The organism is Pseudomonas sp. PIC25, from assembly GCF_002286785.1.
Lineage (GTDB): Bacteria > Pseudomonadota > Gammaproteobacteria > Pseudomonadales > Pseudomonadaceae > Pseudomonas_M.
This window is the reverse complement of record NZ_MUJY01000121.1, coordinates 3,915-29,935: the sequence shown is the minus strand read 5'-3', so window position 1 is coordinate 29,935 and position 26,021 is coordinate 3,915. Positions and strand designations below refer to the sequence as shown.

General features: G+C 62.9%; 1 protein-coding gene (only partly in view). It reads left to right on the top strand.

All coding sequences use genetic code 11. The features are described from left to right. Positions 1 to 26,021, top strand: partial view of an Ig-like domain-containing protein gene (locus BZL41_RS14520; RefSeq protein WP_095599951.1) — the 3' portion only. 16,543 nt of this gene lie to the left of the window's left edge; only the last 26,021 of its 42,564 coding nucleotides appear in the window; its start codon lies beyond the left edge, outside the window; the stop codon is at positions 26,019 to 26,021.

Genomic DNA, 26,021 nt, shown 5'->3' with positions numbered 1-26,021 from the left:
ACGGTGTCCTGCCGGCTGGCGAGCAGACCTTGCAGCTCACGTTCAACGAACCGGTCACCCTCGATTCCCTGCGCAGCGAAGGCGCAATCCGCCTGCTGGATATCGGTAATGGCGAGCAGAACCTGCCGGTGCCGGAAGTCGTTGCCCTCGATGGCGACAACCAGTCCGCGACCCGTGTCGCCCTGCGTTTCACCCCGACTCCGGGCGCCCGGCTCAGCCTGCACTTGGACAGCGCGCGCAATCTGCGCGGCAGTGGCCTGTGGGCGCCGTATCAAGTGGACTTCCGGATCGCACCGGCCGGTGCCAGCCAACCGCGTATCGACTACCTGAAGAACGCGCGTTTCCATCGGGGCCAGCAGGCCACGGTGGAGATTCATGGCTCGGGCTTCTCCCAGTCGGTGAAAGGTTTCGTCAACCAATATCCGATCGATCTGCAATGGGTCAGCGACAAGGAAGTACGCATCGCCGCCCATGCTCTCGACCTGCTGCCGCTCACCCCCGGTCAGTGGCACTTGCGTCTTGAGGACGGTGGTCTACGCGCCGACTTCCTCGGCGCCTTGATGGTGGGAACCGAGCAGCCGCTCGAACAGGTCAAATTCACTGTCTCGCCGGATTCCGCCAGCAAGGCAGGTGGCCAGAAAGTCGCCATTACCGCCAGCCACGACGCCCTGATGCCGGGTACCCGAGTCGTGCTGCGCGCCCGCCACAGCGATACCGAGATCTATACCGGCAGAAGCCCGGTGGTCGAGGCGCCCGGCGTGACGACCATCGATCTGCAGGACGACGTCGAAACCCTGCGCAACTTCAGCTTCACCCTCCCGGGCGTAATCGATCCGGACATTTATGACCTGTACCTGCGCATTCCCAGCGGGGCGGAGACCCGGACCATCAAGGTCGGCTCGCTCTCCTACACGCTGCCCAAGGGCCTGGGTGTCATCCTGCCGAACTACCCGCCGATGCAGATCGGCGCTGCCCAGAGCATCGGCGACCTGCTGTTCGTTGGCGTGAAAGCCGGTTCGGCGCCGACTGCCGGAAACCGTTTCCTGATGACTGCCGGCCTGGAGATCTATGACATTGGCCTTTGGGAGCGCCCGATCCGTCTGTCGCAGCTGCGTCTGAACGATGCGGTGCTGGGGCTGGAGGTGCTCGACAAGGTTGTCTATCTGGCTAACGACCGTGCCGGGGTGAGCGTGGTCGACGTCAACGACCTGAACCGGCCGTTGCTGGTTTCCAGCCTGGCATTGCCGAACCATCGCGCACTCGATGTCGCCATCGAGCCGACCCGCCGTGCCTTGGCCGTGGCGGCGGCGAATGATCTGGGGACCGGCTATGTCCGCTTCCTGCCGCTGGGTCGTAACGAATTGGGCGCCCAGGCGCCGCTGCCGACCATTGCCTTCGATGGCAGCCTGCGTGCCGACCTGCTGGGTGCGCCCGTGGACCTGCAATGGCTGAACGGCGAGCTCTACGTGCTGTTCCTGCGCAACACCCAATTGCACCTGGCGATCTTCAAGGGCTTCGGCGATCAGTTGGAATACCGTGTCCAGGCGATCGAACGGGGCACTGTCTCCGCCAGTTCGGTGAGCGAAGCGCTCAGCCTGGCGTCCCTGCAGGTACAGCAGGGCCTGATCAGCGTATCCACCGGCGACCGCTACCTGCTGCTGGAAGCCAACGCCCAGGGACAATACGAGACCATCTACTGGCAGACCCAGAAGACCGGTGAGCTGCTGGGCATGGGCGGCCAGGTGATGCAAGGCAACGGCAAGGGCGTGGAGATCAACACCCAACCCTACCTGGCCGTGGCTTCCAGTACGCCGGCCAGTGGCGCGGTAATCGGCCTCAACGAGCCGGTGCTGATTGCCTTCAACAACCTGATCAACACCGATGCCGCCCATCTGGCGCAGGCGGTGAACGTGCTCGACGAGCAGGGCCAGCCGCTGGATGGTGCGGCCTATGAAATGGCCGGTACCAATACGTTGCGCGGAGGCCTCATCGAGTTGCGCTTCAAGGGCGAATACCAGGGCAGATTGCGCATCGAGGTTACCCAGGCGCTGCTCGACCTTCAGGGCCACAGCCTGCGCCAGCCGTTCGTCCTGCAGCTCGAGCGCCGCACTGGTGTGCGTCCGCTGGTGAATCAGGTACGTCGCGTGGTCAATGATGTGACCGGTCTGCATTACTTCCATGCCACCGGTGGCGAACAGGCGTTGATCAGTGGTAGCGGCTTCGGTGTCGCGGCGGAACAGCTGGCGGTCTGGATCGGCGAGGTGCGTCTGCAGCCCGAGCAGATCGTCAGCGTCACGGACCAGGAACTGCGGGTGCAGGTTCCGGACCTGCAGCTGGGCGGGATCAGCGCTACCTTGCCGGTCAAGGTGGAGCGTCTCGACCAGAATCTGGCCTACCTGCGGCAGGGCGCGATCACCGTGCTCCCGCAGGTGGAAATCGATGACCTGCAACCGAAGACCGGTCCGCCCCAAGGCGGCAATCTGGTCACCCTGTATGGACGTGGTTTCAACCACTACGTTCAGGTGCGCTTCGCCGGTGCCCTGGCGGGCGATCTGAAAGTGCTCAGCAGCAATCGGCTCGAAGTGCGGGCACCGGCCGGCAGCTTCGGCAAGGCCAAGGTCACGGTAGAAAGCCAGCTATTCCCAGGAGAGCAAGCCGAGGCGAAGGTCGAATACTTCTACACCGGCATACCCACTGGCTCCGTCAATCTGCCGTCGGAAGTGGCCAGCCCGATCTCCGCCATCACCCGCCTGGACAATGCCGAGTCGCAGTTGCTTTACGTCATCACCGGCGGCAGCTTCGACAAGCTGGATCTGCAAGGGCGTGTATCGCGTATCACCAGCAAGGATGCCCGGCTGATCGTTGCCGACATCAGCGATCCGGTGCACCCGGTGATCCTGACCAAGAAGTTCCTCGACACCGAGAAGTACTACCACTACGAGGCGCCGAACGGCCTGGCGCCACGTGGCTTCGTCGACATGACCATCACCGGCGATCAGCTCTTCCTCGCCGGCGGACGCAAGCTGGTGCAGTTCGACCTGACGTTACCGGCCGAGCCCGAGCGCATCGCCGAGATGGAGCTGCCTGCGGACATCAATGCCCTCGCCAGCGGCGATGGTTTGATCTACGTGGCCTATCAACAAGGCGTCCGCCTGTATCGCCTGACTGCCGAGCTGAAGCTGATCGATCTGGGTCTGCTGGATGCCACCCGTCTGGGCGGCATCCCTGGGCGTCTGCGCCTGGCGGGTTCGAGCCTCTGGGCAACCCTGCCGCAGCAGCGGCAACTGGTGGAAATCGAGCTGGCCAGCGGCGAATACCGCATCAAGCGTCGGATAAACACCCGCGATGCGGCAGGCAATCCCTTCGTGCCGGAAGACATCCAGGTCCTGCCGAACCATTTGCTGGTTTCCAGCGGCAGCACAGCCACGGTGCAGTTGTTCGCGCTGGACAGCGATACCGATGCGACCCCCGTTACCGATCTCAAGCTGACTTACCTGGTCAGCCGTGGCGATCTGTTCGCCGGCCAGTTGCAACTGGCCGGGCAGACCCTTTACGTGGCCGGTGGCCAGGGCGACGTGCAGTTGTTCGATATCTCGCCGTGGCTGAACGGTCAGTTGCAAGCGACCATCGCCCTGCGCGACTACTTCAGCGTGATGGGCAACGTCACCAGCCTGTCCCTGGGCAGCCAGGCGCTGTATGCCGGTAGTTCCTTCGTATTCGTCAACGGCGAGCCGGCGGAAAACCCCCTGGAGGATCTGGGTGCCGCGACTCAACTGGGCGGCAGCCTGAATACCCTGGCCTACCAGAACCTGGCGATCCTTTCCCAGTTCCCGCGCCCGATGGGCCGGCTGCCCCGTGAGGCGGCCATCGAAGTGCAGTTCAACCGCCTGCTGGATAACCAGCAGTTGCGTGACCTGGGCAACCAGCTGGTCCAGTTGCGTCTTGATGGTGTGGCTGTACCGGCACAGGTGGCACAGGTCGGCGTCGGACGTCTGGTGATCCGGCCGAACGCGCTCGTTTCGGGTAAACAGTATGAGGTAGTGCTCGGGGCCGCCCTGCAAGACCAGCAGAAGCGTGCGCTGGGCCATGACTACCGCTTCCGTTTCATCGCCGACAGCGAAGCCCAGATTGCACTCGACAGCTTCGGCCCGCGCCAATCGAGCTGGCGCGGTGGCTCCGAGGCGACCCTGAGAGGGCGCGGTTTCGGTGAAAACCTGATCGTCGAGGTCGGCGGCCAGCGGGTGGCCGCCACCGACATCCTGTATCGCGATGAGAACGAACTACGGTTCCGCATTCCGGGACTGGCGGCGTCGCCGGCCAGCAACCGTCTTGTGGGGCTGCGCCTCATCCAAGGCGGCCAGGAAATCTTCCAGGCGGGTGCCCTGACCTACGTGGCCGATCCGCGGATCGACCAGTCCGGTCACTACCTCCCGCTCACCGGTACGCTCAACCCGAGTGTCAAACGCTTCACTTATAACGCCGGCGAGTCGATCGGCCTGCAGGGCCGGGGTTTCGGCGAGGCGACCCAGGTCAGGATCAATGGCCGCCTGATCTCTGGCGTCCGCCTGGAGCGCTCCGATCTGCTCAGCTTCGTGGTGCCGGAAGACACCCTGGGCAGTCTGCAGGTGCAAGTCAGCAACCAGGGCTTTACCGATGACGTGGCGCAGGATGCCACCCTGCGGATCGATTTGCCGTCGCAGCGTCAATTGGACAGCGTTGCGACGTTCCGCCGACAGGGCGACCTGCTGCTGACGGCCCATGACTACGACGTGCAGCTTTACAGCCTGCGCGACAGCGCCAGGCCGCAACTGCTGGCCAAGTGGACCAGCCAGGCCAAGGTGCAAGACATTGCCCTAAGCGAAGGTTACGCGGGTGTCCTCGACGAGAGGGACCAGATCCGCCTGTTCGACTTGGCCAACCTCTATGCGCCGCGCGAACTGGCTCTGGTGCCGAACAGCCGGAAGATCGATTACCAGGCGTTGGCGCTGGCTGACGATCTGATCGTGGCGAGGTCTGGCGACCGGGTCTTCCATGGCCAGGTGCAAGGTGCGGAACTGCGTGAGCTGAGCCTGGAAACGCCGGACAAGTTGGTAGACGTTACCCTGGACGAGCGCGCGCTCTACCTGTTGTTCGAAGATCGCCTCGAGGTCCGCTCCGCTCGCGACCCCGAACAACTGCTCAGCCGCCATGAACAGATGCTGAGCGGTACCCACCGCCTGTGGAAGGATGGCAGCCGCCTCTACCTGCAAGGCAGCGATACGCTGCAGGTCCTGCATCGCGCGGCTCTGCTGCGCGGTCGTGGCGATCCGTTGCTGGGCGAGCTTTCCATCAGTGCCACGGCCAACCTCGCGTCCCAGGGCGAATTGCTGGTACAGCACCTGAACAATGAAATGCAGGTGTTCGACCTGGGCCTGCAGGCCTCGTCCTCGAAGCTGTCCCGCCGACTGCTGGCGGTCATCCCGGCGAGCGGTACGATCGAGCAACTGCAAATTCACGGCAATCTGTTGGAATGGCGTGTAGGCAAGGCCTACTCCAATGCCACACTGCCGATGAACAACACGTGGGCCTTGGCGCCGTCGAGTCTTGCCGCGGCGGACGAGACGCTCGGCCTGCGGCTGGTCGGTCCGGACTATGCCTGGCTGCCGGCACGTGCGCGTTTGAGCGAACTGTCCGGTACGGCCATCGACAGCCTGTCGCAGGCCCAGGGTGCCGAGTTGCGCGTAGCGCCGAAGCAGGCGGTATTCGCTCCGGCCGGCCTCTATCGGGTGGCGGTGGACCAACCGCCGCTGGATTGGCTGCAGGGCGCCGAGGTGAACTTCGACCTGCCGTGGCTGGTGGACGGTGTCGACTTCTTCGGGGCGGCGCTCGTTCGTCTGGACAATCTGCAGCCCAATCGAGCGCTTTCCGGTCAACCTCGTACCTATGTGCTCCGTGGCCGCCAGTTGCAGCTCGTCGATCAGTTGCAGATCGGCGAGCGCGTCCTTGACCGCCAGGCCCTGAGTGTCAATGCGGCCGGCGACCAATTGAGCTTCACCTTGCAGCTCGACCAGGCTGGGATATACGGCGTCCAGGTTCGGTATGGACAGCAACGTGCCCTCCTGCCGACGGCCCTGGTCGTGGCCGAACCGCTGGCGATCGAGAGCGTGCTGTCCGGCAGAGCGGATGGCACCAGCGTCAGCGACAGCGGCGGCACGCCGGTACAGGTCAAGGCCCAGGGACTGTCCGAAGGAATCAGTCTGCATTGGTATCCGGCTGGCCAGGGCATCCAGCCCAACGCTTCCAACCGAGTCGACTTTACCCTGACGGACGAGGCCATCGCTTTCGTCACGCCGCCCAGCCAGCCGGGGTGGAGTTACCAGATCAGTCTGGTGCGTGAGTCCAGCGGTGAACGCGTGGACAGCCAGTCCGCACAATGGCTGACAGTGGTCGACGATACCGCTCCGAAGGTTCGTCTGGTTCGCGCCCTGGATGCCGTCAACTCGCTGATTCTCGAATCCGACACGCCGCTGAGCGCGGATGGTTTCAGCGTGATCAAACAGTTCAAGGATTACGAAGCGCACCCGCAGCCGACCGAAGACGTCAGCGCCCGTTTCGTCGCACCGGCGAGCCAGGGCAACCGCCTGGAGCTGCGTCTGCGCAGCGATGCGCTGTTGGAGGCAAACGCTCACTACGCCATCACTCTGAACGGCATCCGCGACAAGGCGGGCAACCTGGCCATTGGCGACGGCATCCAGGGCGGAACCTACCAGGCTCTGTACAAGGCCGAGGATCGTCTGCCGCCGCGCACCGATTCCCTGGCTGTCACGCTGCAACCGGATGGGCAGCCGCTGAGTCCCGCTGTCCAATTGAAGGTGGGCAACCGCTACAGCTTCAACGTGTCCGCTATGGACAACGTGCAGGAAGCCGACAAGCTGGCCTTCTCCTACCGGGTTTCCGCCGATGGCGGCAAGACCTGGCTGAACGATTGGACCCTGATCCAGAAGCGCGCCTTCAGCCTCGATCTGATCGGCGAGTACCAAGGTTTTGCCCTGTTGCTGCGTGCCAGCGACGGCAAGAATGCAAGCGAGCGCCGCTTCGATGCTCAGGTCAGCCTGCCGAGCCTGCGGCTGCGCCAGTTTGCCACTCAACCGTCGCCGGTGGAAGAAAGCACCACGGCACAGCTGCATTTCGAGCTGGAAGGCGACCTGGATCAGATTCGCAGCACGGAAGTCCGCCTGCAGGACGGCCGCTACGTCGCCGCGCCGCTGGATAAGCAGAGCGGACTGGTCAAGCTGGCGCAGGATCATCCGCGCCTGCGTGACCTGCCGGGTGCGCCATCGGCTCCGTATCCGCTGACTGCCGAACTGCGTGTGGGCATGGGGCTGAATGGCTCTGCCTACCAGTACTTCCAGGGACGCTACGACCTGGTGGCCGACCAGACTCCGCCGACCCTGGCGATCGTTGCGCCGCTGGATGGCGAGTTCGTGCCGCGTGGCGAGACCACCGACGTGATCCTGCGCAGCGCCGACCGCTATGGCATCGACCATGTCGACGCCTGCGTGAACAGTCAGGCCGCCGATCCGTTCAGTGATGCCCTGGCCTGCCGGCGCCTGGCCGATCCGAGCCGACTCCGCGTACCGGTGGCCGCCGACGCCTCCGAGCCGCTGCAAATCGTCGCCCGCGCCGTCGATCTCAACGGCCTGGTCAGTCCGACTGCCGCGATCACTCTGTTGCCCTACGATGCCAAGCAAGGCGCGCCGGAGCTGAGCCTGCTCAGCCCTGTGGACGGTCTCACCGTGCACGGCGGCGAGCCGTTGGCCGTCCGCGTACGCCTGCGCCAATTGCAGCAGGCCACGCTGGCCCTGCAGGTTGGTGGCGATCCACAGCATCCGTCCAATCCGGCTCCGCTCCAGCTTGCTCGCGGGGCGGACGATGACGAATACCTCGATCTTTCCATCCAGGTGCCGAAGGTCGAGCGTGACGGCGTACTGGTCCTGCGCCTGCAGGCTCCATGGCAAGGTCAGACCCTTACCGCCCAGCGAATTCTCAACCTGCGTGCGGATCAGGGCATTGACGAGGAGCCGCTGCTTGACCTGCAACCGGCGCAGAACCTGCTGTCCGGTACCCAGCTATGGATCGATGCACCGCCGCCGGCCGGTATGACGGATTTCAGCGCCGATTCGCGCGTCGAACTGTTCGACCCCAGTACCGCTCCGCTCGTCCGGTCGCTGCCGTTCAGTACCGTGAGGCAGGTCTGGAACAGCGCCAGCGACGGTGATGCGCTGCGCCTGGATGCCGTGTTGCAGGATCGCTCCGGCAATACCAAGACCACTTCTCGCCGCTTGGCCAAGCTGGCCTACCTGCAAGCGGAGGCACGCCGTATCGCCATCGAGCGCGGTTATGTCGCTGGCCTGGCTACTGCTCTGCCGGGGCACCCGCATGGCCTGGCCTGGGTAGAAAACCACGGCAGTGCCGGCTACCGCCTGAACACGCTGGATGGCCTGCTGGAAAGCCGCGACAGCGGTCGCATCGAGCGTCTGTCCTTCACCGGCACCGGGCTGGTGGCTCAGGTTCGTCGCGAGGGCAGCGATGTCTTGCGCTTCTGGCGCTGGTCTGACGGTGCCTGGCAGCCGGCGGTCGAGCAGGCCACTGCCGGTACGCTGGTTGGCGGTAGCGGCGATCTCCTGTTCGTACGCCATGGCCAGTTGTTGTCCGGCTTCGCTGTGACCGGCCAGGGCTTCGTCGAGATGGCTGGATCGAGCCTGGAAGGAGACATTCGCCACGTACAAGTGGATGGCCAGCGTGTGGCCGTCCTCACCGATACTGCGCTGGAGCTGCTGCAATTGGGCGGCGAGCTGCCGGCCCTGCGCCGCGTCGCACGTCTGCCATTGGCGGATCGCGATGGCTTCGCATTGCAAGGTAATCGCCTGCTGGCCTGGAGTGCCGATGCGGTCGAGCAGCGTGAATTGGCCCACGGTACCGAAGGCTGGTCATGGGGCGAAACCATGGTGCTGACGGTAACCGGAATGGTTACTGATGCACGATTCGATGGCGAGCTGGCCTGGCTGCGCGTAAGCGAAAGCCAGTACGGCGATAGTTGGCAGGCCTGGCGCGGCGACGAGCGCGTCGGCGCTCTGGCAGCCTACGAGTCCCTGACCGTTGCGGCTGGCGCGTTGTATGGCCTCCAGCATGGTGAAGACGGCCAGGCTCTGGTGATGTTCCCGCTCGAGGTGAGCGAGCCGTCGCGTACGGAGTTGACTGCGGTGGTCAAGCGTCTGCCTGCCGGCGTACTGGTGGGTGGCCTGCCAGCTTCCTTCGAGGCGGCACTCGGTCAGGCCGACGTGGCCTTCCTCGATGAAGAGGGCCGAGTATTGCCGGTCCAGGCCCTGTGGTACCAGGGCGAGCTGGATGGCTATCTGGGTGAGTCCTTCCCGACTGGGCGTGCCTGGCTGCTGGCCAACCCGCCGGCGAACCTGAAAGTGCGGGTCCGCGACCATGCGGGCGAGCGGAGCCTCGATCTCGTCGTACCGGCTGCCGATGTACAGGCCGCGCAACTGTCCCTGGGTGACGGTGCCGTGCTGACTGCCGGCGCGCGCGTGCCGCTGGTCGCCACGTTCCCGATTGGCGCCAGCGCCGAAGCTGCTGGGCTGCAGCGTGAGGGTATTGCCCTGGCCGGTCTCGCCAGCCCGGCCCAGCGCCTGTACTGGATCGATATACCGGAAAGCGGTCAGGCGACCTATCGATGGGAAGACCCGTCGGCCAGCCAGACTCTGGCCCTGCATGCCCAACCGAACCAGGCAGTTGCCACCCTGACGCTCTCGGGAGCCGGCAATAACCAGATTTTCGCCGAAGGCAGTGCCTTGTCGCTGGGCTACCAGGTCAGCGAAGCGCCGACCTGGGTCGAGGTGGAATTGCGCAGCTTCAACGGCACGCCATTGGCGCGTCTGCTCGCGCTCGGACAGCAAGGTCGTTTCAGCCTGCGTCTGCCACAGGTCGTCACCCAGGAAAGCCTGGTGCTTCGTGCCCGCGCTTATTTCGCCGACGACTTCCACTACAGCGAGCAACAGCTCAACCTGCGCGTGGCACCCCTGCAGCAATTGCCGCAGCCTGTTCTCAGTGGTCTGCCGTCGCAGCTCTATGCCGATAGTCAGGTCGAGCTACGTCTCTCCGGCGTGGATGGCGACCGTTATCGCATGTCGTTGGAAGCGTTGGACGATCAGGACCGCCCGCTGGCCAGCGGTACCGATCGTATCGGCCTGCGCTTGCCTGCCGGCATCGCGGAACTGCGCGTGCGGGCGTTGTTCGACGATGAACTGGGCAATCGTCATGAGCAGCGCTGGAGCGCACCGGTGATCGATGCCTGGCGCTTCCAGCCGATGTCCGAACGCTTGCCGTTCGATGTCATGCTGCCCAGCGTGGGCGGCTACTGGTTAGCCCGTGGCGCTGAGCTGCACGATGGGCAGGGGCTGCGCAAACGCCTGCCTGGCACCATCGCTGCAATGGATTACCTGCAGGGTTACCTGCTGCTGAGCGTCCGCGGCTTCGGCCTGACGCTTCTCGATCCTCGTGACGGACTGAGCGTTGCCGGCGAAACGAGCGCCGCTGCACCGCTGACTCACCTGGCGGTACAGGGCGAGCGCATTCTGGCCGCCAGCGGTCGCGATCTCCATTGGTTCGATGCCCTGGGCGCCCAGCTCAAATCTGCCGGAACGCAGGCATTGAGCGACGATGTGCGCCAGATCCAGGCGTTTGGCAACGGCTTCCTGGTCCTGACCGGCAAACAACTGCTGTTGTTCTCGGCGTCTGGACAGACCGAAGCCACCTTCAACCAGTCTGGCCTGCGTGCCCTGACAACCGTTGACGGCCATGTCTATGTGACGGACTCCGCCGAGCGTCTCTGGCGCCTGACCGGTATCGCCAACAAGACGTGGGTTGGCGACTCCGTGCCCTTGGGCGGCGGTGCCGAGCGTCTGTTCGTCCTGCCGGGCCAGTTACTCGCCCTGACGAGCGATCGTATTCAGGTGGTGGACCTTGCGACCCGTCAGCGAGTCGCGTCCTGGCCGTTCGCCCTGGCAGAGCCGGCCCGTGCCCAGTGGGCGTCCGGCAAGCTCTGGCTGGGTGGCAGCGACGGGCGGATTCTGCAGCCGCTTTCCGGCTCGGCAGGTTTCCTGCCGCTGTATGACAGCAGCCGCGCGGCGGAGCCCACTCACGGTGCGGTAAGCGGGCTCGCTTTGGCTGGCGGTCAAGTACTGGTGGCGGCCGACAACTTCGGGGCGCAACTGCTGCGCCAGGACAGCAACGGTGGTTGGTTGTCCACCCTCTATCCGTCCCAAGCCTTTACCCAGGCTGCCGGACAGGTAACGGCGGGCGGCGACTACTGGTTCGTCATGCAGCCGCAGCAGCAGCGTGTGATGGCGTTGAACCGCAGCACCCTGGCGGCGCAGACCGTCTTCGACAAGCTGGTCGTCAACGATCTGGCCGCCAATGGTTCGCACCTAGTGGTGGCCAGCGGTGGTTCGCTGCGCCTTGCCTCGCTCACTCAATTCGGTCTCAAGCGCGAGTTGGTGGTGACCTCGCAGGAAAGCCTGCGCCAAGTGGCGCTTTTCGGCACCCAGGCCGCCGTACTGAGCGAAAGCGGCCGGGTGTTCCTGGTCGATCTGCGCGAAGAGAACGCACGCCCGGTTCAGGAGCTCAGTGCTCAGTTGGGTGGGGAAGTTCGTCAGTTGGCCTTCTCCGGCGATGCGCTGTTCTATCGTTCCGGTGCCGCCGCGTGGCGCTATGACCTGCATTCCGGGCAGCGGTTCCAGTTGCTGGCGGGTGACGCCATCGACAGTCTGTACTGGGCGGCGGGCCTGCTATGGGTCGAACGGCCCCAAGGGCAGGGCTTCGTTCTATCGGCGCTCGATCCCACTACTGGCCAGCCGATCGCCGATGGCTCGTTGCCGCTGGCACAGCGCACCACCGCCGTTGCCGTGGAGCGTAACCGCCTGGCCGTAGGCCTGGGTGCTCAGGGTGTGCGAGTCTTCACCTTGCCCTATGGTGTCGCCGGGGGCGGCGCTGCACCGTTCGCGCCGTTGGCGAATGCGGTCCTGGCTGCCAATGCGCCGCTGAACCTGAGCCTGGATGGGGCCAACCTGCGCGGCCTGGCCTTCATACTCAATGGGCAGCCGGCCGGCGAACTGAAACAGCCGCTCGATCAGGCCAGTCTGCGTCTACCCGCGAACCTGCCCATGGGGCAGACCTTCACCCTGGGTGTGCGTACCGAAGACGTCCATGGCGTGATCCGTGAATCGGCGGCACGCTCCCTGTATCTGCAACCGAACGATGGCGTGGCGAACCCCTTCACGCTGGCACTGAATTACCCGGAACACAGCTGGCTACCGTCGCCGCTGAACGTCAGCGCCCAGATCGGTGCCAGCCAGCAGCCGATCGCCCAGGTCGAGTTCCTTGTCGCGTCCGCCAGCAGCGGTCCGTGGCAGCGCGTTGCGTTGCGCCGGGCCGAGCCATTCCAGGCCAGCCTGGCGTTGGACGAAACCTTCTCCGGCCAGTACCTCAAGGCTCGCGCGGTAGATGTGTTCGGCAACAGTGCGGAAACCGTCCCGGCGCGCTTCTATCGCCATCTGGATTCGATCAAGCCGACAGTGGCTTTGAGCTACGAAGGCAGCGCCATTCTCGTTGATGTGAAGAAGGCGGTACGTGGCTTCCCCTTCACCGTGAAGGCGCAGATGAGCGACAACGGCGCACTGGACAAGGCCACGCTGTCGCGTAATGGCCAAGTGGTCGCCGTGGCATTCGGTCAGAACCAACTGAGCTACCAGGAGACCGCCTCCACCCTGGGCGAGCAGGTCTTCACCCTGGACGTCAGCGACCGTGCCGGCAACGTCGCCAGCGCCGAGCTGCGCGTTACCGTGATCGACGATGCTTTCCCGGTCGTGGAAAGCCTGACCGCACCGGCACAGTTCATCGAGCAGGGCAGCTTCGACATCAGCCTGACCACCGAAGACGACGTATTGGTCAAGGCGGTGGATATCGTGTGGAACGGCTTTACCGACCACTACGATTTCAACGACAAGCGGCTGGCGAATCGCGTCTTCACCGTCACGGATCGCCGTACCGAGCGTGTGCCGGCTGCCGGCCTGACCCAGGCGCTGCAAGTCAAGGTCACCGATAACCGCGGCCAGGTCACCGAGGCGCAACCGAAGTCGATCAAGGTCTCTCGCGATGCCGCGCCCAACGCCCAGGCCTTGCAAGTCACCTTGCCGGCACGTGGCGTCTTCGGCGGGCTGGCGCGCCTCGAACTGGCCAACCTGAATGCCGCAGACGATACCGGCAGCGTCATCGTGCGCGTAGCACAAGTGGTCGGCGGCCAAGTGCAGGAACTCTTCAGTTGCCAGCTCGCCGCCAACGACTACTTCTATTGTGGCAATGCTGGCGGCTACTGGGACTCCCTTGCCCGCGACCTGCGAATTCCGGACACCTTGCCCGAGGCCGACCAGAGCACCTACCGCCTGCGCCTGGAACTGGTGGACCGTGTCGGTCAGACGGCCAGCCGGGACCTCGGCATCGCCTTGACCCAATCGCCGAACCTGGTTCGTTTCCAGCAACAGCAGGCGAGCGACAACCCGGCCATGGCCCGTGTGCAGGAGCGACCGGTCTATCGCGTCCAGGTGCTGGATGCGGCCGCGCGGCCGGTTGCCGACCAACCTGTGCGCTGGCGCCTGCGGCGTCTGTCCGATGGTGCGCTCTGGAGTCTCGGCACCAGCAATAGCGATGCGAGTGGTTATGCGGCCTGGACGTTCAATGCCGACCGTACCGTGGGCGACTACCAGATTTGGGCCGACCTGCCGCAGTTCACCCAGATCGCCCGTGCCGAGCATGACCTGAGCATCCAGCCGGGGCCGACCCGCAATCTGCTGCTCGGCTATATCCCGGCGATGCCGGCCGGCTCGACCATGGCCGTGACCGTGAAAGCCCAGGATAGCGAGCTCAATGACAACGGCGCCGACCAGACCACCGTTCTGACGCTGACCCTGCCCACTGCGGACTTCCACGTCTTGCCGGGGGATGGGGTTCAGATCGGCACCGTCACCAGCAATGGCCAGACCGTCGAGCGGGTTCAGGTGGCATTGAAGGACGGCCGCGGACAATTCGTATTGCAGGCCGGTCAGACTGTCGGCCAATACGGCCTCGCCTTTGCCAGCACGGGCAACAATATCCGTTACACCTACGACAGCCGTGGCTACACCACCTGCTGCGCATCGACCTTCAACCTGACCGTCATCCCGGCTGCAGCCAGCCATCTGCGGTTGCTCAATGAGAGCGGCCGTCCGCAGGAAGCAGGGGATGTGCTGGTCCGTGGCGTGAAGCAGGATGTGCGTCTGCAGGTTGCCCTTCAGGACCGCTTCGGCAATGCGATCAGCCAGCTTGACGGCAAACCGGCGAACCTGACCGTACAGGCTCGTGCGTCCGGGTCGGCTCAGGTCAATGGGCAGCCGTCGGCCGCACCGATTTCCTTGGTCAACGGTCTTGCCTCGTTTGCCGTCAGCAACGAGATCTACGAAGAAGTTACCGTCAGCCTGGCCGGGCCGGTGGCGAATCTGCCGCAACTCGACCTGGACAGCACCTTCCGGATCAACTTCACGGTTCAACCGCCGGAAATCGTGCGCAGCGTCATCGAGGCCCGCGAAGGGACCCAGTTGCGCGCCTATTTCGAGTACGACGAACCGGTAAGCCTGCCGAGTGGCGAAGCGCTGAAGTTCTATCAAGGCACGACGCTGCGCACGGGCACGATCAGCCTGAGTGGTGACGGGCGCACCCTCACGTTCGTACCGCAACAGGCGCTCGAATTGGGCCGTTGCTATCGTTTCGATACCGCCGGCTCCGGTCTGCGTGGCGTGGCTCGCAACGACGGCGTTCGTGAGCAGGCGGGCGATATCTGTGCACCCCATGCCCTGTTCAACGTCGTAGGACCGGTCAAGGTGCTGGCCGGACAGAACTACCAGGTGCCGTTGCTGCTGGCCAACAACATCAGCTGGTCAGGCGTGAGCAATGGCCGCGCCGAACTGGCCGGTCGTACACAAGGTTTCAATTGGTACCACAGCCCGACGCGTACGCTGGTCGTCCCTGCATTCTTCACCGAGGCGGATAACACCGTCGTCGACGGCAGTGTGCACCCGCTCACGCTCAGCGGCACGCTGTCCGGGTCGCCGGCCAAACCGGTGGTGCTGGGTAACGCCATGCAGTTGCAGGTGTTCGATCCGCTCGCCGACTTCGATGGCGATGGCCTGACCAACAAGCTGGAACTGGAAACCGAAGGGCTCGATCCGAGCCTGCGCGACAGCAATGGCAACGGTATCGACGATGGTGCCGATGACCTGGATGGCGATGGCCTGTCCAACCTGGAAGAGGCCACCCTGGGCACCAAGCTGCGCGTGGTCGACAGCGACGGCGATGGACTATCCGATGGCAGCGAAGTGCGGACCCATGGCACCAATCCGCTGAATCCGGACACCGATGGCGACGGCCTGTCCGACGGAGCGGAAGTCAGCAACATCCCGGCATCCTCTCCGCTGAAGAAGGACACCGATGGCGACGGTATTCCGGACCCGCTCGAACTGCAGGTCGGGCTCAATCCGAACGATCCTGCCGATGGCCTGGCCGACAAGGACAACGATGGCTTGACCAACGCCCGCGAAGCGCTGCTGGGCACCAGCATCAATAATCCGGACACCGACGGCGACACGCTCTCGGACGGCGTGGAAGTCGACCAGCTCGGCACCGATCCGCTGAAGGCGGATACCGATGGCGATGGCCTGCGTGACGACGAAGATAGCGAGCCGCTGGTCAAGGACACCCAGGCCCCCGTCGTGCGGCTGCTCAATCCCGCACCGGGCCAGCAACTGATCAAGGGGCTGCGTCTGACCATTACGCCGAGCCTCCAGGACAACGGCCGTGTGGCCAAGGTCTCGGTACTGCTGAATGGCTCGCAGATCGCATTGCTCACCAGCGCGCCCTTCACCTATCCGATGAACCTGCCTACCGAGGCGGACAGCCTGCGCCTGGAACTGGTGGCCACCGACACCAACAACAACCAGGGGCGTACCGGCGAACACACGTACAGCCTGATCGAGGACCCGCTGACCACCGTGATCGGCCGCGTACTCGACAGTAGCGGTCAGCCGGTTGCCGGTGCCCAGGTCGAGGCCCTTGGCCTGACCGCGATCGCCCAGAGCAACGGCAGTTTCGTGATTCCGGGAGTGCCGGTGGCGCCCGGCAAGATCACGGTCATCGCCAACGGTCTATTGGGTAACGAGGCGGTAACCAATGCTTCGGCCGAGATCGATCCGGTCTGGGGCGGTACCACCGACGTGGGCACCATTACCCTGCAATTGCCGAAGGTACGGGTGGGCTACTTCAATGCCCGCTTCAACGCTGGTCAGGCATATCAGCAGGCGATCATCGAGCGGGCCGGATTCGAGCCGGTGCTGGTGAGCGATCTGGCGACGTTCGATCTGTCCCAACTGGACATGTTGATCGTCGACAGTTCGCGTAATAACCATGGCAATAGCAGTTATTCCAATAACCGCAGCAAAGTGTTCAGCTTCGTGCAGAACGGCGGCGTGCTGGTGCTCAACGAGCACTACAACACCACCAGCAACCTGGCCGATATACCGGGCAGCCCCTCGGCCAGTTCGGTATGGACGGGTAATTCCATCAACTTGCGTCCGTTCTATCGCTGGTCGGAGGTGAGCGAGGGCAAGGTGGGCTCCTGGTGGCCGCAGCGCACTACCGGCTATTCCGGATATGCCTATCTGCCGCTGGATGGCCTCGATCCGTCGGTGACGCCGCTGGCCTTCAGTGACGCCCGCTACGAGAAGCGCGTAACCGCCATTCGTTACCCGTATGGCAATGGCCATGTGTACTTCGGCTATGCGCCGGCCGACCCCTGGTACGTCAACGCCTCCAATGCGATACACAGCGTCTACCACCCGAACGTGCTGGTGATGATGCGTGAGCTGACCCTCAAGGACAGCGACAACGACGGCCTCAAGGACATCTACGAATTCGCCCACGGCACCAGCGCCTTCCAGGTGGACCGTGATGGCGACGGTTTGCTGGACGGTTTCGAGGTCAAGTACGGCTTCAATCCGTTGGTGGCGGGCGAGCAGCACCTGGATACGGATGGCGATGGCCTGAGCAACCTGCGCGAGCAGGAACTGGGCACGCATCCGCGTCAGGTCGACAGCGACGAGGATCAGTTGTCCGACGGTGAAGAGGTCGATCTGCGCAACAGCGATCCGCTGAGCGAAGACACCGATCTCGACCGTGTGCTGGATAACGCGGAAGTGGCGAATAAATCGAATCCGCGCAAAGCCGACAGCGATGACGACGGTATCAGCGACTACGACGAGATTTATACCCACACCACCAGACCGGATCTGGCGGACACCGATGACGATGGCCTGTCCGATTTCATCGAGCTCAAGGGCCCCTATGCGGACATCCTCAATCCGAAGAACAAGGCGGATGCCAACCAGGATTACGACGGCGACGGGCTGACCAACAAGCAGGAGCTGCTCGAGACCCTGACCAACCCGAAAGTCGCCGATACCGATGGCGACGGCATGACCGACAAAGCCGAGATTCTGGCGGGACTCGATCCGCTCGACCCGGATACGGACAAGGATGGCCTGCTCGACGGCGAAGACAGCCAGCCGTTGGAGGAGGATCTCGAACTGCCGCAGGTCAGCCTGACTTCGCCAGCCGCCGGCACCAGCCTGGTACATGGCCAGCAGGTTCGTCTGCAGGCCAGTGCCAGCGACAACGGACGCGTGGTCTCGGTGACCTTCTATGTCAACGGTTCCGCCGTAGCCACATACGACGAGGCGCCGTACCAGCACGTCATCGTCGTGCCGACGCAGGGCAGCGAGTTGCAGGTTGAAGCCAGCGCGGTCGATACCAACGGCAATGAGCGGCGCACGCCGGTTTCCCGTTTCGCCCTGATTGCCGATGTCGGCACCCAGGTCACGGGCCGCGTCGTGGACAGCGCCGGCAATCCGGTGGAAGGCGCTGCTATCTCCATCGTCAATAGCCTGGGCGGCAGCAACATAGAGCCCATGAGCTACGTCATCGACAAGGCCACCTATTCCTCCTACCGGGATGAGTCGGGCGGGCAGTTGATCGATAACCAGATCGGTGTGGCCGGCTACAACGTCAACCTGGGGCAGGGCAACGCCTACGAGTGGCTGGGCTGGAACAACCAGCCGACCATCAATATCGATTTCGACTTCGGCCGTAGCGTCGTCATCGACACCATCAAGGTCGGCTCTACCCAGAGCAGCACCACCGACCGCGTGCTGCCATCGATCGAAGTCTTCCGGAAGGTCGGCGATAACTGGGTGGCTGCGGGTAGCCTCAATGTGCCGGTGAGCAGTGCCAATAACTTCAGCAGCGGTTCCACCGCTCCGCGTCGTTCCCTGGATATCGGCGGGCTCAATATGAGCAGCCGTTACGTCCGGGTAACGCTGAAGGCGAACGGTAACTGGACCTTCGTCGACGAGATCGATTTCTTCCACAACGGCCCGGTTTCCAGCGATGGCGCGGCAGTGGCGTCCACCGACAGCCAAGGGCGTTTTGCTGTCCAAACCTCCACCGTCCTGCTGGAGCCTCAGGTCAAAGCCACGGCGCGCTTCGGCAACCAGAACGTCACGGCTCTGAGTGCGGTGTTCGACGTGGTGCGCGGCGGTTCCCGCGATGTCGGCGACCTGGTGCTGGCTGCCCAGGGCCGCCGTGCGCTCGAGCCAATCCAGGCTCGTCATCTGGCTTACGAAGCCCGCGAGCAGAATCGCTACAAGACGCTGAGCAATCAGCAGCGTTGGGATTTCGAGACTTACTACGGTGTTGTTCTGAATGGCACCAACTATGCGTTCAATAATGCTCAGTATCTGGTAGTCAACGGCTCCCACTACACCAACGATTCACCGTACCCATACCTGCTGCGCCTGTCCGGTCGCGAGCTGGCCCTACCCGAGAGACAGATGGGCTCGGTACGTGTGAGCCGTAAACTGCACGTGCCTGCGGATCGTAGTTATGCGCGTTACCTGGATCTGTTCGAGAACACTTCGGATCAGACCGTCAAGGTTCCGGTGCGGATCGAGGGCAATTTCTATAACGGTGGGCGAATCATCACCGCCACTTCCTCGGGCGACCTCGCGTTCAATACCCTCGACCGCTACCTGATCACCGACGACGGTACAGACAACGGCGGTCGCACGGCGTCCGGCATCCTGTTCGGCGGTTTGAATGCCCCCGTTCAGCCGAGCTCGGCGTCGGCCAGCGCGAGCAATTACTCAGTCACTTATACGCTCACCCTGCCACCGCGCAGTCGCAAAGCGCTGCTGCACTACGCCGTGCAGAACAGCAGCCGGGCTGAGGTCAAGCGCATACTCGAGGAGCTGTCCGCAGCCAATTACGAAGAACGGGACCTGACGGTCGAAGAGCACCGCGACATCGCCAACTGGACGACCCAGGTGGACAGCGACCTGGATGGCATCGCCGACGCCGATGAAGTGCCGCTTGGTCTGCTTCCGAACGTGGCCGACAGCGACGGCGATGGCCTGCTCGATGGTTTCGAGCGGCGCTACGGTTTCGATCCACATGCCAATGATGGCCAAGCCTCGCTCGACAGCGATGACGACGGCCTGACCAACCTGCAGGAGCAGGAAGCCGGCAGCCATCCGCGCGTGACCGACACCGACGGCGATGGTCTGAACGATGGCGCCGAGGTGCTGGTGCACCTGTCCAATCCGCTGACCCGTGACACCGACCTGGATCGTGTCCTCGATGCCGACGAAGTCAGCCGCGGAACCCTTCCGGGCCAGCCGGACAGCGATAACGACGGCCTGGATGACTACGCAGAGATCTATACCCATGGCACCGACCCGCTGAAGCCGGACAGCGACGATGACGGCCTGCCGGACAAGTTCGAGGTCGATCACAACCTGCTCAACCTCAATGCGTCGGACGATACCGACAACGATGGCCTGACCAACCTGCAAGAATTCCAGGCCGGTACCTTGCCGCGTACTCCCGATACCGACAGCGACGAGATGCTGGATGGCTGGGAAGTGCTGGGCGTGCCGCCGAGCGACCCGTTGAAGGCGGATGGCGATGCGGGCGGCCGCCGTGACATCAACGAGCGCTTCGTCGATGGTACCGATCCCAAGCAAGCTGGCGACGATCGGCCGAATATCAATGGGGCTCGCACGGTCAGCGACGAGAACAACCGGAGCTGGACCTTCTACTACAACGGCTATGTGAACGGGACCACTGGCTCTGCCGTCAGCGGCAATGCGGCGTTCCAGCTGTATATCAATGGCAACTACTACGGCCATTGGCAAAATCATGCAACCAGCTCGGCCAATGGCCGCGAGTACCACTATGAGGCGCGCCGGATCAATGATCTGATCGTCAGCCGTCGCGTGCTGGTGCCGAATGTTGGCGGAGCCTATGTCCGCTACCTGGAAATTCTCGACAACCCGACCGGCCAGGAGCAGGTAGCGACCGTGCGGTTGCAGTCCTACTACGGCGCGGCGAGCGACAGCCAGGTTGCCGTGGTGACCAGCAGCGGTGACGCCCAGCTGACCACCGAGGATGACTACCTCGCTCTGCGCGACACCTCGGTGGCGACCCGCCCGGTGCTGTTGCACGTATTCGCCGGGAACGCCCAGCGCCGCCAGGGCGTCAGCTTCGTCAACCAGAACGGCCGCCTGTGGCAGACCGACTATCAAGTACGCATCCCGGCGGGCGAGCGGCGAGTGGTCATGCACTTCGCCACCCTGGAAGGCTCTGCCGAGGCTGCGGTCGCCACGGCGAACAAACTGCGCAGCCTGAAGAACCTGGGGTTGGATAACCTCGATACCACCCTGGCCGGCAAGGTGGTGAACTTCTTCGCCTTCTATGACCAGGACGAAGACGGCCTGAGCGATGCCGATGAAATCCGCCTGGGTTCGGACATCAACGACCCGGATAGCGATGACGACGGTATTCCCGATGGCCAGGACTCCGAGCCGATGGTGCCGGATGCCGTGGGCCCGACCGTCAGCATCCAGCCGTTGACCCCTGCCCGTCGCTACGGTGGCGATCCGCTGGAGGTGACTGCTCTCGTCGCCGACAACGGGATCGTTGCCAAGGTCGAATTGCTGCAGGACGGCGAGTTGGTCGAGACCCGCACCCAGGGCGGCACCCAGACTTTCTCGGTGATTCTGCCGAACACCGAGAACACGCTGCTGCAAGTCCGGGCGACCGACAGTAATGGCAACGTCAGTACGGCGGAGCTGAACGTCCCGATCAATACGGTGCCCGAGCTGCACTTCAGCGGCTCGGTGGTGGACAAGCTCGGCAACGTGGTGGCGGGTGCGTTGGTAGAGGTGAATGCCGTTCAGGCGACCACCGGTAGCGACGGACGTTACAGCCTGGTGGTGCTGAGCAGGGAGACTCGCCTGGAGGTTCGTGCCAGTGCCCTGTTCGGTGCCCAGCGCATGACGGCGCACCTGCCAGTGGATGTTCCGGTCGAAACCGAAGAGGTGTCCGTACCGCCGCTGCGGTTGGAAGCGGAAGGTCGCCGCGCCAGTGGCCTGATCCCGGATAGTGCCCTGAGTTATGAAGGAACGGTTGGGTTCACGTACAACCTTTACGGCAACAACTATCGGTGGGATATCACCAGCACCGGTGGCATCAACGATGGCTCCAGCGATGCCTACGATGGCGGTCAGAATCTGACGGTCAATGGTCAGGGCTTCCCCAGCGGCAGCCAGGGCCAGCTCCGCCTGAACGGGCGTGAAGTGACCTTGCCGGCCCGGAGCATGGCAGGTGGCTTGCTCGTCAGCCGGAAAATCTACGTGCCGGAGAATCGGAACTACGCGCGCTTCCTGGAACTCATCGAAAACCCGGGCGACAGCGCGGTGACCGTGCCGGTTACCATCAGCGGCAACCTGGGCTCGGATGGTTCCACTTACCTCATCAACACGTCCACCGGGGACAGGTCGTTTGGCGCCAACGATTACTACCTGCTGACCGACGACTCCTCGTCCGGTGAAGCGGGCAGTGATCCGGCCATGGGGCATCTGTTCGGCGACCCGCGCTCGACGCTCAAGCCTAGTGCCGTATCGCTGAGCGGCGATAACTACTCGATGACCTTTACGCTGACCCTGCAGCCGCGCAGCCGGCAGGTGCTGATGCACTATGCGGTGCAGAACTATAGCGGCGCCGAGACTCAGCGCATTCTCGACGAGCTGAGTTCGGCCACTTTCGAGGAAGTAGGGCTGACCTACGAAGAGCACCGGCAGTTGGCCAACTGGAGCGGTTTGGTCGATTCCGATGGGGACGGCATGCCCGATGCGGAGGAAATACCGCTCGGCCTGGATTACCAGAACCCCGACTACGACAACGACGGCATTCCGGACGGTCGCGACAGCGAACCCAAGGTGCCGGATAGCGTGGCGCCGAGCATTACCATCAGCCACGGCGAAGGACCGTTCTACGCGGGTGATCCGATCACCTTGACGCTGGACGTACAGGATGCGGGCATCGTGGGGCAGGTCGAGCTGCTGATGAACAGCGAGCAACAGGCCGTCTTCAACGGTGCGGGCCAGCATGTACAGCAGTTGACGCTACCGGCCGAAGGCACCGTGCATTTCGAAGTTCGTGCTACCGACAGCAATGGAAACGTCGGGGTGCAAACGCTCGACCTGGATGTGGAAGCCATCCCGCCGAGCAGCATTGCAGGCCGCGTGACCAATCTCCTGGATGCTCCGTTGGCTGGCGTGAAGGTCACGCTCAGTCGTGGCGGTAACGTCGAAGCGCCTTCGCTGATGGCGACTCTGTTCGGTATTGGCGAAACGTCCGTCGTCACCGATGCGGACGGAACCTTCGTCTTCGACGACATTGACCGCCGCGAAAATGCCGACTGGACCGTCCACGTGGAAAAAGAAGTGCTGGGCTTCCCGGTAACGGTTGAGCGCCAGGTTCATCTGGCAGTCGATGGGCGGGCCGAGGTGGGGGACATCTACCTGTCCGCCGACGAAAGCTACACCGCGCCATTGACCGGCGATCTGGGGCAGGCGTACCAGGACAACTATGTGTCGCTCACGTTGCCGGATGACTTTGCCTTTGCCAGCAAAGCAGTACAGGTCAGCATCATCAATCAGGAAGTAACGATTGGCGGTATCACCGAGGTGCCGTTCCAGTATTACCGTCGCGATCTCGGTAACCGTGAGTTCCATGTTGCCAGCCTCGAAGATCGGATCGTCCTGAGCTGGACCGGCTGGAAGGCGCCGTTCGCCGATTCCGATGACGATGTCGTGGATATGCAGGTTGTGTTGCATCGTGACGGCCGGATCGAGAACCGCTTCTATCGAGTGCCTTACGACACTGTGTGGGGATGCCAGTCCAGCTACTCCATGTTCCGTAATGGTGGCTATGGCCTTACGGATGAGGTCCATTTGCGCGATGTCCAGGGTCGGTATGTTTTCCCGAATGTGACGATGCAGCAGAGCCATTACTGCACTGTGGACCTTCAAGGGATGACCGCCACCTATGTACCGGTCGCCGATGGCTCTTATCGCCTGCAGATCGGCCGGCTCCCGGGCCATGTGGACAGCGACGGAGACGGTATTTCCGATATCAACGAAACCCTGCTGGGAACTGAGCTGGACGAGCGGGACAGCGACGGCGATCTGCTCTGGGATGGGTTCGAGCTGTATCACGACCTGGACCCGCTCCAGGCTGATCCGGGTGTTGCGCAGGAGGATTGGGACGAAGACACGCTCACCAATCTCCAGGAGCAAGAGCTGGGTACCGATCCGCGCAACAGTGATAGCGACGGCGACACCTTGCGCGATGCCGACGAGGTCAATACCTACGAGACCGATCCGACGCTACGCGACACGGATGGCGACTGGCTGACTGACGACCGGGAGATTCAGGTCGGCAGCAGCCCGCTCAAGGCGGACACCGACGACGACGGTCTGTACGACTACGACGAAGTCGAGCGCTATGGAACCCGCCCGGACAAGCGCGATAGCGACGACGACGGCATGGAGGACAAGTTCGAAGTCGACTACGACCTTATGAACGCCTCGGCTGATGGCGACGAGGATGGCGATGGGCTGAGCAACCTGGAGGAATTCCGGAACGGCACCCATCCTCGTGTCCTCGATACGGACGGCGATGGTCTGCCGGATCGATTCGAGGTTGACTTCGGGCTGTCGCCGAAGAAGTTCGATAGCGACGGGGCCGGTCGTGGCGACGGGGATGAGCTGTTTGTCGATGGCACCGATCCGGAGATGCCATCCGATGATCTAGGCGTGGTTTCGTCGGGAACAGAACTGTCGTTACCTACTGAGGCTGGCCTGAGCGTCTATATCGACTCAAGTGGTCGTGTAACTTTTAATGAACCTCATAACTATGGTGAGATCGGTTTCCGGCAAGCGCTCGAACTAGGAGGCTACTCCAGCGAATCCAGTGGCGAGGTGGTTACTCGCGCGGCAAATGATGCCCGCATGCCTCGTCGCTACAGCCAAGTTGCAGATATGCCGATCTGGCGTGGACCTTTGACGGCTCTGAGTGGGGATCTCCTGGTCAGCCGTGAGTATTACGTGCCTCCCACAGGCCGGGCCTATATCCGGGTGTTGGATCGATACTTCAACTTGAAGGGGGCGGCCGCTACAGTCCAACCGGTATACCGCTCTGCGCCTGTTTACTGGCCGATTGGTTATGTCCAGCAGACCTCAAATGGCGACAGTTCTCTAAATGATTTGGATAGCTGGCTTAGTCTGCGTCGAACTGAATACGAGGGGCCGTCTAGCCCAATTTCATCTTTGTATGTTCTCTCCGATGATGTTGGGCGACAGACGTTGGATAGTGAAGTCTTATATAGCGATGCCTATTACGATGTGAGAATCGGCTATCGCTTCGAAATCCCAGCCAACGAACACCGTGTGGTGATGTCCTTCATGGCTGTGGAGCAGGACGAAAGCCCGGTCAAGAACGGGGCCAGCGTGCTGCAATCGCTGGGTGAAAATACCTTGTTTGGCATACCTGCCGAAGATCGCTCGCGCATCGTCAACTTCACACCATGCCCAGACGACGATCTGGATCTGCTGTGTAATGCCGATGAGTTGCAACATGGCAGTCGAAGCAATGCTTCGGATAGTGACGATGATCGCTTCGACGATGCTTTGGAAGTACGTTTAGGAAGTGATCCGGCCAGTGCTCAGTCAATACCGGAGTTCGATGTATATATGGCTGGCGGCAATGATGAGTCCAGCCGCCTGCTTCGCCAGCGTGGTTTCAATGGTGCACTGAACGAAGTAAAGGTGCTCGACGCGACTTATCGCAGCGTCGATATCGATAACACGGGGGCCTTGTGGTTGGCTGGGGCAGATACGTCGGATGGCTTCCGTTACGAAAAATATGACTTGGAAACATTGGCGCAGCGTGACGAGAGCATTTGGGATAACAATCGTGTCGATCTGCTCGAGGATTCAATGAGCAATATTGCGCATTATCTGTATCTCATTGATGAAGAGAGCTCCGAAGAAGGTGATGAAGCTAAGCCGGAGTTGGTTATCAATAGCCTTCGGTCTAGCCGGTGGGGAGAAGAGAGCTACCCAGTAAGAAGCGGTATTCCCGCTGACCTTCGTTGCGGTGCCGCGCTGGCGAATTGGCAAGGCACTCTCCTGCTGCTTAACGGCTGCAAGCTGAGCTGGGACTACGGTGAGAAAGACATCTCCTTCACCCAAGACTTCGGCAACCAACCCCGCATCCTCTCTATGGACGACATGCAGCAGGCCAATGGCGTGCTGGCGCTGGTGGAAGACGAAGTGGACGGATCGAAGCGCCGGAGCCTCGGCTTCATCGACATGAAGACCGGCGAGGTGGAGCGGGTGAAAGACCTGCCGATGGATGTGAAGAGCCTTTCGGTGAAGTTCAAGGGCTTCCAGAATCAGCCGAAATGGCCAGTTGATATCGTTCCTCAGTAA